The organism is Pseudomonas sp. S60, from assembly GCF_016647865.1.
GTDB classification, from domain to species: Bacteria; Pseudomonadota; Gammaproteobacteria; order Pseudomonadales; family Pseudomonadaceae; genus Aquipseudomonas; species Aquipseudomonas parafulva.
The window spans coordinates 92,214-104,224 of record NZ_JACVVH010000019.1; the positions used below are offsets into that span (position 1 = coordinate 92,214).

At 56.5% G+C, this 12,011-nt stretch carries 9 protein-coding genes and 2 pseudogenes; 7 read left to right on the plus strand and 4 right to left on the minus strand.

What is annotated here, in order from left to right:
• The first annotated feature begins 101 nt into the window (after positions 1 to 101).
• On the plus strand, positions 102 to 758 hold the full coding sequence (locus tag IAE33_RS11925) for a YciC family protein (RefSeq protein WP_201163651.1): 657 nt from the start codon (positions 102 to 104) through the stop codon (positions 756 to 758).
• 86 nt (positions 759 to 844) lie between these two features.
• Entirely contained in the window at positions 845 to 1,336 is a 492-nt protein-coding gene (locus tag IAE33_RS11930) for a hypothetical protein (RefSeq protein ID WP_201163652.1), read from the plus strand.
• 79 nt (positions 1,337 to 1,415) lie between these two features.
• Here IAE33_RS11930 and hrpB read toward each other — a convergent pair.
• Positions 1,416 to 3,461: pseudogene (gene hrpB, locus IAE33_RS11935) on the minus strand (ATP-dependent helicase HrpB); the annotation flags it as partial.
• Between the two features lie 342 nt (positions 3,462 to 3,803).
• Between hrpB and IAE33_RS11940 the strand changes: the two are divergent.
• The 3 genes and pseudogenes from IAE33_RS11940 to IAE33_RS11950 all read left to right on the plus strand — a co-directional run bounded on the left by IAE33_RS11940 (position 3,804) and on the right by IAE33_RS11950 (position 6,501).
• A pseudogene (locus IAE33_RS11940) lies at positions 3,804 to 4,954 on the plus strand (IS3 family transposase).
• A 56-nt stretch (positions 4,955 to 5,010) separates the two neighbouring features.
• Positions 5,011 to 5,397 (plus strand): hypothetical protein, encoded by a 387-nt coding sequence (locus IAE33_RS11945; protein WP_201163653.1) that lies wholly within the window; start codon positions 5,011 to 5,013, stop codon positions 5,395 to 5,397.
• A gap of 276 nt (positions 5,398 to 5,673) precedes the next feature.
• Positions 5,674 to 6,501, plus strand: a complete 828-nt coding sequence (locus IAE33_RS11950; RefSeq protein ID WP_201163654.1) for a hypothetical protein — start codon at positions 5,674 to 5,676, stop codon at positions 6,499 to 6,501.
• Between the two features lie 169 nt (positions 6,502 to 6,670).
• On the opposite strand, the gene IAE33_RS11955 is transcribed toward IAE33_RS11950, so the two are convergent.
• The gene (locus IAE33_RS11955; protein WP_201163655.1) at positions 6,671 to 7,525 is read right to left on the minus strand and encodes a hypothetical protein; all 855 of its coding nucleotides are present in this window, start codon (positions 7,523 to 7,525) and stop codon (positions 6,671 to 6,673) included.
• Between the two features lie 268 nt (positions 7,526 to 7,793).
• Complete coding sequence (locus IAE33_RS11960; protein ID WP_201163656.1) at positions 7,794 to 8,156, minus strand: hypothetical protein; 363 nt, start codon at positions 8,154 to 8,156, stop codon at positions 7,794 to 7,796.
• Positions 8,157 to 8,485: 329 nt separating this feature from the next.
• Here IAE33_RS11960 and IAE33_RS11965 point away from each other — a divergent pair, with 329 nt between their 5' ends.
• Together IAE33_RS11965 and IAE33_RS11970 are read left to right on the plus strand one after the other, a co-directional pair.
• Positions 8,486 to 9,301, plus strand: a complete 816-nt coding sequence (locus tag IAE33_RS11965; RefSeq protein ID WP_236406427.1) for a hypothetical protein — start codon at positions 8,486 to 8,488, stop codon at positions 9,299 to 9,301.
• A gap of 67 nt (positions 9,302 to 9,368) precedes the next feature.
• A complete protein-coding gene (locus tag IAE33_RS11970) occupies positions 9,369 to 10,412 on the plus strand; it encodes a type II toxin-antitoxin system PemK/MazF family toxin (RefSeq protein ID WP_201163657.1) in 1,044 nt (347 codons plus the stop codon).
• Between the two features lie 844 nt (positions 10,413 to 11,256).
• On the opposite strand, the gene IAE33_RS11975 is transcribed toward IAE33_RS11970, so the two are convergent.
• A complete protein-coding gene (locus tag IAE33_RS11975; RefSeq protein WP_236406429.1) occupies positions 11,257 to 11,754 on the minus strand; it encodes a hypothetical protein in 498 nt (165 codons plus the stop codon).
• Positions 11,755 to 12,011: the final 257 nt, after the last annotated feature.

Sequence of the window (12,011 nt, forward strand, 5' to 3'; positions counted from 1 at the left end):
CAATCACCTGCGCCGTGAAACTTTTTTCAGCAAGTGACAGCTCCAGGCGTGCTTTGGGCTAAAGTTACCGCCCTGTTTCAATTGCCATGCGATGTTGACCGATGAATCCGCTGAGCGTCCTGCGCGACTCCCTGAGTTTCTTTTACCGCCACCTCGGCGCCATCCTGCCGCTGTGTTTGCCACTGGTGGTGCTGGAAGCCCTGATCACCCAACTGCTGTATCGCCAGCTGGGCGACCAGGCTTCACCGGCCTACGGCATGCTGATCAGCTTGCTGTGCTACCCGCTGTACAGCGCCGCACTGATCCTGTTTCTCGACACCCGCAGCAACGGCCAAGTGGTGGCCAACCGCGACCTGCTCGCCCGCGCCGTGCAACTGTGGCCGCCGCTGGCGCTGCTGATTCTGATCAGCTCGCTGTTGATCATGGCGGGCCTGGCCCTGTTCGTCATTCCGGGTGTGTGGATCATGGTGAACCTGGTGTTCGTCGAATACCTGCTGGTACTGCGCGGCCTGCCGACAGTGCAGGCCATGCGCGAGAGCGCCCGCATGACCACGGGCCATTTCATGCGCATTCTGGTGTGCATGGTCGGTGCACTGGCACCGATCTGGCTGATTGATGGGCTGATGCTGCTAGCCCTGCCCGACCCCTCCCCTGGCACAGAGCTGGTCATGGACAGCCTCAGCGGCTTCCTGCAGTTGTACAGCACCGTGGTGCTGTACCGGCTGTTCATGCTGCTGGAGGGCCAGCAGGCAGCGTGAGGCAACGAGGGAAAGCCTTCGGCCTGCTGGGGTTTGGCATGCTGCATTAGCGTGCCTATCCCCAACAGGCTTTCGAGGAACCCCCTATGGATAGCGCCATTCAGGCACATTTCGCCCGTTCGTTTCGCGCCCGGCTGTACATGCGTGTAGCCAACAGCACTGTGCCACTGCGCCTCAGCCGCAGTTCAGACAAGTTCAGCTGGGGCGTGACCCCTGAGGATGACTGGCTGCAAGCCGGTGGGCGGCAGGACTCACCACTGATGGACTTCCATTACCTTTCAGCTACCGATGACCGCCTGCACTATCACATCACTGTTCCAGGGCGCCCACAAACCAAGACGCTGGGGGTGAGCCGTAATGGATACCTGGGCTTCTACTGGCATGCCGAAGTAACGGATCCCTGGAAGATCGAACCGCTGCGCCAGACTGACGAAGGGCTTGTCTGCCACTTGCGCGACCACCGCGGGTATCGCGTAGGGGCTATCAAGGACAACCCGCATCACAGCGGTGACTGGGTGGCGTTGCTGAATGTGGAGGAAGGGGATGTGTACAACTTCTTGCTCAGGCAGGAGGGTTGAGGGGTCGGGGGGGGGGGGGGGGGCGCCCCCCCGGGGCGGGGCGAGGCGGGGGGGGCGCGCCCCGGGGGCCCCTCCCGGTTCACGTTCCTCGCGGCTTGGCCCGCGCAGTGGCCTCGGCCACCAAAGGGTCGTCCGGCCAATAATGCTTGGGGTACCGCCCCTTCAGGTCCTTTTTCACCTCGGCATAGGTTGTCCGCCAGAAGTTGGCCAGGTCCTGCGTCACCTGCACGGGCCGCCGCGCAGGCGAAAGCAGGTGCAGCTTCACCTGCTGGCGGCCATTGGCAATGCGTGGGGTATCCGCCAGGCCAAACAGCTCCTGCAGCCGTACGGCCAGAATCGGCGGGTTTTCGCTGTAGTCCAGGCGAATACTGGAACCTGACGGTACACGCATATGGGCCGGGGCCTGCTCTTCCAGCCGTTGCGGCAGCGGCCATGGCAACAGGTTGCGCAGCAGCGCTGGCAAGTCCAGGGCAGCAAAATGGCTCAAGCGCGAGACTTTACCCAGGTAGGGCTGTAACCAGTCTTCAAGGCAGTCGAGCAAGGCCTGGTCGGTGAGGTCCGGCCATTCGCTGCTCGCGCCCTGGGCCATGTCCAGCTGGCGCAACAACGCCACCCGGGCTTGCCACTGGCGCAGGTCAGGGGTCCAGGGCAACAGGTTCAAGCCCTTGCGCCGCACCAGCCCAAGCAATGCCCGAGTGCGTGCGTCGTCGTCCAGGCCAGGCAGCGGTTCGCGGCTGAGTATCAGCTCCCCAACTTTTACCTGCCGCTCGGCACGCAACACCTGCTCCCGCTCATCCCAATCGAGAACGTCCACCCGCTGCACCTGGTCGGCCAGCACATCGTCCAGCAGGGCAGGGTCGAACTCGGCAGCCAGGTAGATCCGTTCCTCCCGCTGGCCTTGGCGGCTGCCCAAGTCCGCGACCACCAGCCACGGGCATTTCATCAGCGCGTCACTTTCGGCAAACAAGGCGGCACGGCCACTGGCCAGCCGGTACTCCGCACTGCCTTCGCGGCGCTGTTGGGCAATGCGGTCGGGGTAGGCGCATGCCAGCAGCGCGCCCAACCAGCGCGGATGATCGGGGTCAGCCACAGCGTGACGGGGATTACCTTGCAAGAGGTTGCGGTACTGGCGCGACAGCTGCCGGGCACGTTGAACGCCGCCCTGGCCACTACGGCCGGCGTTGTGCTCACCGCCGACCAGCGCCAGCCGGCTGTGCAGGTCTGCACCGCCGCCGCGCTGGATATCCCGCTCCCCCAGCAGCGCGGCCACGTCACAGGCCATGCGCGACAACCCCAGGGCTTGCCCGCGCAGCAGCAGGTGAGCGATGCGTGGGTGTGCGGGCAACTCGGCCATCGCCTGGCCGTGCTCACCCAGGTGGCCCTGGCTGCCCGGTTTGAACGCCCCTAGCCGTTGCAGCAGGTCCTGAGCCTGGGCGAACGCGGCGGTGGGCGGCTGGTCGAGCCAGCACAGTTGGCCAGGTGTCACCCCCCAACGGGCCAGTTGCAAGGCCAGGCCAGCCAGGTCGGCCTGCAGACTCTCCGCACTGCCATGGGCGGCCAGTTGGTCGTGCTGGGCCTCGGACCACAGGCGGTAGCACACTCCCGGCTCCAGGCGGCCCGCGCGGCCCGCACGCTGGGTGGCACTGGCGCGGGAAATGCGCTGGGTATCCAGGCGGGTCATGCCGCTGCCAGGGTCGAAGCGCGGCACCCGCGACAGCCCGGCATCAATGACCACACGTACGCCTTCGATGGTCAGGCTGGTTTCGGCGATATTGGTTGCCAGCACCACTTTGCGTCGCCCGTCCGGGGCTGGGTTGATCGCTGCCCGCTGGGCACTGAGGTCCAGTTCACCGTGCAACGGGCACAGCAAAACCTCGGGGCGATCCGCCAAGGCCTCCTCCAGGCGCTGATGGACGCGGCGGATCTCCGCCTGCCCCGGCAGAAAGACCAGCAGGCTGCCGGCCTGGTCGGCCAGGGCATTGAGCACACTGTCGACGACCCGAGGCTCGATGAACTCACCCGGCTGAAACGGCCGCCCCTAGCGGATGTCCACGGGGTACATGCGCCCCTGGCTGCTGACCACCGGCGCATCGCCCAACAGCCGAGACAGGCGCTCCCCCTCAAGTATCCGCCAGAGATCTTTGGCTGCCCCATGGGCATTAACAAGCTTTTTAACAACTACCTCACCACAAGTTGGGTACGAACTACCAACGACGGCATCGAAAACGAGTCAAAATCGAAAGTCTATTCAAAATTTATTAACTCGATTACCGAAAGCTTTTTGGACACAGGAGTTTGGGCCAAGCCCTTTAGTGCCGAGCTTAGTAGAGTCTCTGTCATATCAAAATGCGGATCGCGCACCAAGGTTATCGAGAACGATGAAGGCCGAGAAGTCAAAAATAACTGAATCGCCCCTGGTTTCCTAGACACCTCCAAGCCTCATAATGAGGCCCAAATAGGAGGTGCCATGAGTCGTCAGCGTTACCCCGAAGAATTCAAGATCGAAGCGGTCAAGCAAGTGACCGAGAAAGGCAAACCCGTCGCCGATGTCGCCCAGCGCCTGGGCATGTCCGTGCACAGCCTTTACGCCTGGATCAAGGTCTACAGCAAGCCCCAAGAGCAGCGCCAGCAAGACGACGATCAGCAGGCCGAACTGCGCAAGCTGCGCGCTGAACTCAAGCGCGTGACGGAAGAGCGAGACATCTTAAAAAAAGCCGCCGCGTACTTTGCCAAGGAGTGCGGCTGAAGTACGCCTTCATCAAGAAGCACTCGACCGATTACCCGGTGCGGCGCCGTTGCCAAACCCTCAAGGTGCACCCCAGCGGCTACTACGCCTGGCTGGCCGAGCCTCAATCTGCCCGAGCAAAAGAAGATCAACGTCTGCTTGGCTTGATCAAACACGCCTGGCTAGAAAGTGGAGGTGTATACGGCTAACGCAAAATTCACGATGACCTACGTGAGCTGGGAGAGGCATGCGGACGAAATCGAGTCGGGCGCTTGATGCAGGCGGAGGGGCTGCGTTCGCAAACGGGCTATCGGCGGCGTCCAGGGTTTTACGGTGGAAAACCAACAGTGGCCTCGCCCAACCACCTCGCGCGGCAGTTCAAGGTCAGTGAGCCGAACAAGGTCTGGGTGACAGATATCACTTACATCCGCACCTATGAAGGATGGCTCTACCTGGCGGTAGTGCTCGATCTGTTCTCACGCCAAGTAATTGGTTGGTCAATGAAGCCAAGGATGTGCAGCGACCTGGCTATCGACGCAATGTTGATGGCTGTGTGGCGACGCAAGCCACAGCAGCAAGTGATGATTCACTCAGATCAAGGTAGTCAGTTCAGTAGCTCAGATTGGCAAAGCTTCTTGAAGGCTAACAATGTAATCAGCAGCATGAGCCGGCGGGGAAACTGCCACGACAATGCCGTAGCCGAGAGCTTTTTCCAGCTTTTGAAGCGGGAGCGAATCCGACGAAAGATCTACACAACCCGTGAAGAAGCCCGAAGTGATACTTTCGATTACATCGAAATGTTCTATAACCCTAAACGCCGACACAGCAGTGCTATGCAGCTGTCTCCAGTAGAGTATGAGAAACGCTATTTCCTGAGCTTGGAGAGTGTCTAGGAAACCAGGGGCGATTCAGGGAACTTGCAGGAATAACTCATCAAGTCTGCCCACACATGTATCGCCATGCTTTCATTACCAAAAGAATATTAAAGCTTCTTAATGAAAATCAAATCCGCAACAACGACGAATTCCGCAAAAGCCTGATCGACATAAACACTTTCATCGAAGAGATAAAACAAGAAACCGGGCAAATAGACGCAAGCTCCGTTGAGCACTACATTAATTGGGCATTCCGCGACCTAGCAAGGTATGACGAAACCATAAAGTCAGTAAGGCACCACCAAATTAGGGAGGTCTACCTTCGCAAGCGCAAAGAACTGAGAGACGCCCTGCTGGAAGGAATGCCGACTGAGGAATTTGTTGCTCTCGACGAAGAACTCGACGAGAGCTTTAGTGAAGATTTAGCTGTCGAAGACCGAGCGCGCTCAGCGCTTCATTAAAATTGAAGTGGCAATTGGGCACGGGTTCAAGGTCACTTAAGGTGCTGAAAGGGGCCACTCGCCTACTCTACGCCCTATCGCCCCAGATCACATCCAGTTGAGAGCCAGGCGGCCACCCAGGGCCCGAGGCAGCGACCTACACCAGGCATGGGATACAGCGCTGACAGCCCTGCCGAGGTGCGGTAAGGTAGCGTGGACAGTCACTCATCAGGGCTGTTTACTATGTGCTTTGATTTAGAATTACAACAGTAACAATGGATGTAATACAAGAGAACAATGGAAATTCTAACTTTAGAAAAAATCGAAACAGTTGCAATGAAGTACAACCTTGCCTTCGGCCCATCCACGATTGCTTCCGGCCCCAAGACAAAGACCTATAAGCTTGCCATAGGCTTCATCCTGTTAACCGTTGTCTTCATGGTCGGGTCTTTTGCTGCTCAGGTCGCAGACTCAAAGCTCACCCTACCCCTTTGTCTCATTGCTGCTATGTTCGAGCTAGTTGCTCTATACCTACTGGCACGCCGATACGAGCCGGAATACCGGCAGTTTATGCTCAAGAAGCATGGCATCCTGGGTAACGAGACAACCTACTCCCGCAGCAGGCTAGAGGACTATAAGAGTGCTTGGCTGAAGCGGCACCTTAATGCTTCCGAGGCTTCCTACTTAGAAATTGTAGAGAACCTCGAAAAAGTCATTAATCTAAGCAAAAGCTTTAAAGAAAATTCACTGACACTTGGTGAAAGCATCCTTAACCACATTTTCAGCATAAAGCTGTTTCGCGGTTTCTTCACCCTTGGTTTCGTCGGGCTCGCGATGACCGCAACGTTCAGGATATTGGACAACAATGAAAGCCTGAAGGCGCAAGCAGCTCCATACCTTCACAATCTCACAGCTTACACCGTTACCAGCATCATCCTTGCAATCTACTGCGCCGTAGTCTTCGGAATGGCTGCCTTGGCCTGGAGAGCCTCGCGGGACTTTTACCTCGAGCGTCGCAAGGGAAAGTGCTCGAAGAACTCGTTGAACTTCTGTGTCCAAGCCCTGTTAAAACGAGCCACCCTGCCAATCTATGATGCGAGGTTGACCAGTAGGGCAGCGGCTTAAGCTCGTCCTCGAGCCTTTCTGCGAAGGTCGTCGGCTTGCTACGAAGACTCCGCAACAGGATACGCACCTGATCTGCCGGGGCAGGTGCTATCCCCGCAAACGGCCATGTAGAGATAGAGCGTCCCATTCGCCTGGCGAGACAACCCTACTTCTCCCCCGAGCCTCTTGCCTAGCCCTTAGCTTTGACAACCGATTCAACGACTTTCCCTAGTAGCTCAAGCTCACCCTTTTCCAGCTTTCTGGCTTCAAGGATTTCTGTAGATTGATCTTTCTCAAGTGCGGAAACCTTCGAGAAATAGCAGTCGCTTTTCAGAAGCTCCATCAAATTGATCTTCGGTTCGGATTCAGCCGAGAGTATGAGCAGCGCACTGACTTCCTCGCGCCTTCTTGCAATCGACTCGTAATACCTAAACTCATCCATAGCCGATCGATACTGCCTCAAGAAGAAGAAAGCAACAAACTCAATAAAGAACAGTATCCCGAACTTTGGCGCCAAAAGCAGCAGCTTATCGATCAGCTGACCCGGCTCATTTAGAACGGGCGTCTGGATATAGAAAAAAGCAAGGCCGGAAAATGCCACCAATATACCGAGAAGTAGATATACGCCAGCACGCCCATAAATGCTTCTGGCCAAATTGCGGGAATTTTCAGCCTGATCAAACAAGAGATCCGTTCCGCTTGCCAAGCGAGAACGCTTTGCATGGCTACCGTCTGAACCATCTCCAGCCCTTGGCGGGGCTGTATGTTCTAGACTAACAGAAGCCTGATGGAAAGCCTTACCTTTCAGCAAAAACTCCAAAGGAAAGCTAGAGAATATTTGCCTGAAGAATATTGGAAACAGGATAAATAGCGCAGCTACAATCATTAACCCAAAATTTTCTTGAAGAGAATAATCAATAGCTTTGTACCCGTACACGTATGTCTGACGGAAGAACAAAAGGAATGGCACAACCATCCAGATAAGCATCTCGACAGACTGCGGGGGCGACCAACGTAATCTTAGAAATTTCACCGGCTTACTCATTTACACTAACTCAGACAATGAAAGTACTAAACATCCTCAAAGGGACGCTCTAGCGTATTTGATAAGTTATTTCACGATCATAGCTCAATGCCATCAGCGCAGACAATCTGTTCCGACATCACCCTGCTTGACTGCGGCGGCCTTCCCCGCCACCACCAAGAGGCGCGTCCACCTGGGCTGTTAAAAGCTAGGCGGCCACTCCGTGCCCGAAGCGGCGACATGTTCATTCAATAGGCGACACCTCCCTCGACAACCAAGGGCTTGGCAGTCACTCCTGGTCGAAGCTCAACGTCCTGCCGTGCCGACTAGATGTGCGCTTCGCCTTCGTGCCGGTATTGGGCTTGGCAGTGGCCTTCACACTGCTCTTTGCTGCCTTCTCATCAGAGCTCCGCTGTTCGAGTATCACGGTGAACCTCTTCACTCCCCTATCCTTAAGAAAGGTGGCCACGGTACTGAGATTCTTGAACACCCTGGGGCTTCCGCGCTGGGTGGTCAGGGTGTGCGCTAGGTCGGAGTGCTCAATCTGCAAAGTGAAGCCGCCCTCACGGGCCACGGCTCGGACTTTGCGCTTGGCAACCTTGAGGTGGAAGTCCAGCTGCCCATCGACAATCGGCAATTCGGCATCAGCCATATCAAACCCTCACTTTTGATTGCAAAATGCTAAAAACACTAATCAAAATTCATATTTTGATGAAAAACAAGATTCTTCAAAATACTAATGATCTGCGATGCGATCCCTCTGGAAGCCACGTAGCTTGTGGCATTGAGGTATTCAGCGTAAAACGCCTATATCTAGATACCCTCAGCGAGGTTCGAGTAATTTTGGCTTCATCGAGGAACGGAGCCTATTCCCATGACTGACCTGATTACTTTTGCCGAGAAAGCTTTCTCGACCGATCCACTAGTTCTCGCGCTTTGCATTTCTTTGGTACTTAGCTTGGCTTTGTTGAGGAACGGTAAATGAGTAAATCCGAGATTCCTGAGCTTCGCTGGGCTAAGATGCCCAAAGGCTGGGTTACCTCTGGTGGCCTTAAAAAATTCAGTGAGCTGAATGCTGAGAAGCACGTAGATCTGGTGGCGATGAACACCTCACTGGCAGCTTTGAAGGTGTACCTAGCTATCTGTACTCGGGCGAACTACCACACCGGCATAGCCAAGACGACCTACGAGGAGCTAGGCAACCTGGTAGGCCATGCACGGAATGTGGTTGGGCGCTCACTCCAGGTGCTCGAGGACGGCGGGTACATCCGCCGTGATACTGGTAAGCCCAGGGGCGGATCGCTGATCTACGTCGAAAATTGGCTCGAGGAAAAGAGCTTCTCCAAGATCCCTAAAAGCTGGCTCTACCATGGCCGTGGGCCCAAAAAAGACCAGTCGACTGAGAACCCAGAGACGACGCTGGTAAAGCTGAAGGCTTTTGGACTCAACAAGCGCCTCTCGCTGCAGGCACTCAAGATCTACGTCTTGTTGCTCGCGATGCGTCACCGTGATTACCCGGACGACGATGGCTTGACCGTGATCAGCTACGACAAGATCGCCGAGTACACCGATGTAGGCCGTCATGCTGTAAGCCCGGCGATCACGCTGTTGATGGAAATGAACCTGATTACTTTCCGCTCTGGCGACCCAGGCGGCAACGATGCCATGGACTTTAACCGGACTAACCGCTATCTGATCAAGGGCCTCAATGTGCGTTACCAAGGGCTGTCCGTTGCTACCTCCACCCACGTGCCTACACCTCGCGCCCCTGCTCAGCCTGAGCAGTCTGGCCAGTAGCTACGGAGGCCGCTGAGTTATGGCATATTTGCCCCCCTCGACCCCACCGCTTGCACCAAGGAAATGCATGGACACGATCGTCATCAGGTATCTAGAGCAGGTCAAAGACCAGGCGACGGATGCAATCAGTGTGTCTCTCTTGGGCAAAGAGACCTATAGCTCGATCTCCGAGGCGCTCATGCCTGGGAGCGGTGACTTCAAAGTCTTCTGCATCAAGAAATTCACCGGCGTTGCCAACTACCGCTGGTTTGTGGAAAGCGTCGAGCAGCTCACGGCTCCTGGCGTTGTTCCAGCCCAATTCACAGTGACCCTCAGCAAGATCTTCAATACAGTGCCCGAGGAGTACCTTCAGCAGACGCTGACGAAGACCGGTAGCTCACTGACGAGGATGGTTCAGCCTGGCACGGTGGTTGAGGTCGACTACGGGTTCATCCAGACCATCGGCCGTGAAGACGGCGTGCTCCGTACGAACAAGCGCTACTGCGACACCCTGCAGAAGGGTGAGATGCACAAGCGCCGCCTTGCGATCGTGGTAAAGGCTGGCAGGGGTGCTTGCCAAGTTGTCCCGGTTACCTCTAACGACCCAGGCATCGGCGACAAAACGTCCTTCCAGCTTTCGCGTGCGACCCTGGATCAGTTGCCGGCATGGGGGAATAGCGGCAAGGACAGCTGGGCAGTCTGCCAAATGGTGGAATCGGTATCCGTCAACCGTATCCTGCCGCCAGTGACTGAGTACCGGGTACGGGGCCAGACACGCCGAGGCCGTAATACTCACTACACGTTGCGCCTTGCTGAGGCGGAAAAGGCCCTGCTGAAGAATTCACTGCTTCATACTATCGGGGTCACGGACTACCAGCAGACCAAAACGAGGCTGGTGGAGACCCGCGATCAGCTCCAAGCACTCACTACCGTAGCAACCGATTTGGAAACGGCGATCGCTCGCATCGCTGCCCTCGAGGCCGAACGCAGTGAGCTGTTGCTGTACCAAGAGGTCGCCAGAGATTGGGGGAAAGGCTTTGGCGAAGGCCAACTGGAAGCAGCTGTCGGTGATCTGAGAGAGCTCTACAAAGCCATGGCTGAAGAGGATTCACCACAGAAGATGACCGCCTAATCGGAAGTCGAACAGCCAATCTGTTTGACATAGTGATTCCCGGGCGATAACATTTTGATCACTGGCGAGGAATGCTGGAGCAGTACCAGACCCCCGCGACGGCCTTCGGGCATATACTGCAGAAGAAAATCGCTTCACAGAAAACCGCCTTTTGGGCGGTTTTTTGCTTTCTGGGCTAACACCACGACCCGCCCCCTGGGCAGCCCTGCCTACCCTTCTCCCCTCAAGCGCCTCCTCGCCCAGGATCGAAAACCTATCGCGGCATGAGGACAGGAGCCCTTTCGCTTGATCTGTTTGCCGGCCCAGGCGGCCTCTCCCAGTCCGAAGCAGCGACCCATGCATAGCATTGGCTACAAGGCGGTCGAGCACTCCATCATCAAGGAGAGCTGGAACGACGCCTAAGATGATGGCCATCTACCACTGCTGACTTCACAATATGTGGAGTTTTACACGGTGCCATATTTCGCTGCGGGCGCTCATTCCAAGTAGGCTTAAGACCTTATCAACCGTGGCCTACAGCGGCCTGAAACGTACTCGGCGTCAAGCCACTTTACGACGCTTCCGCCCCTCAAAACGCCGGCAGCTGCCGAGGTTTTTCCACTTTAAGTGGTTGACATAGTGTCGCCCGTTGCTCAAAAATGATTACCGAGGGCTCAATAAGAGCAGGGCTGATCTGGCTCATGGCGATATCGACAGATCAGTGTGGATTGCGCAGGTCGCCACCTGTGCGGTAGCGGTAACCGGCCACAATGGTTAGCTTCCGACCCCTTTCAGGCAGCTTTGCCTGGACGTGCTAAGCAAGCGCTGCGACTACCAGCCCTCAATGACTTCTCTAAAAAGGCGCCTACGGCGTCTTTTTTGCTTTCAGGGTGCCCACTTTCATCGCACTCTGCTTCTTCAAGACTCTGTACGCTGTCACCACAGAGTAGAAATTCTCGCCAGCCGCATCCAGCTGCGGTGACAGGATAACCACCCCCTTCGCACCCCGGACGATCGTCAAGCGGTAGCCATCACGGGTCTGGTATCCCTCACATAGAATCTGCGCGCCTTGCGACAAGATACCGGCCACAAAGGTTGGAACATCCTCGATCGCAGAGCAGCCAACCTTGGCCAGCTCGTGACCATGCCCCTCCCAAATATGGCGAACACCAAAGCCCTTACCGAAGCCATGGTGCTTACCTACCCGCAGGTAGATCTCGCCGCCAGGCACCGTAAGGTTTCGGCTCGCGTAGGATTCGATGTAGCCATAGGTGAGCAAGCCGGTAACCGGGTGCGGAACGCAGAGCTCTATGTCCAGGGTCGCGTAGTCAAACAGCGGCGCAAGGGGCATCAATGCAGTCAAGTGATCTTCATCCAGTGGCAGTCCCCTGCGGGCGTGCCTTTATTTTGCCACAGTTTCTCAAACTGTTCTGATTGCCCCCTTTCGCCACTGCCTCGACCAAGTAGATGGTTAAACTTGAAAATACAAGGCACCCAATTGACTTTAGTCTTGACAGATGGCTAACTAGAAAATACGATCGGGTACTTTTTTTACTGTCCTACAGGAGGGGGCGGGCCGCCCCCGCCCCCCGAGGGCCAAACACCAACACCACAAAAACA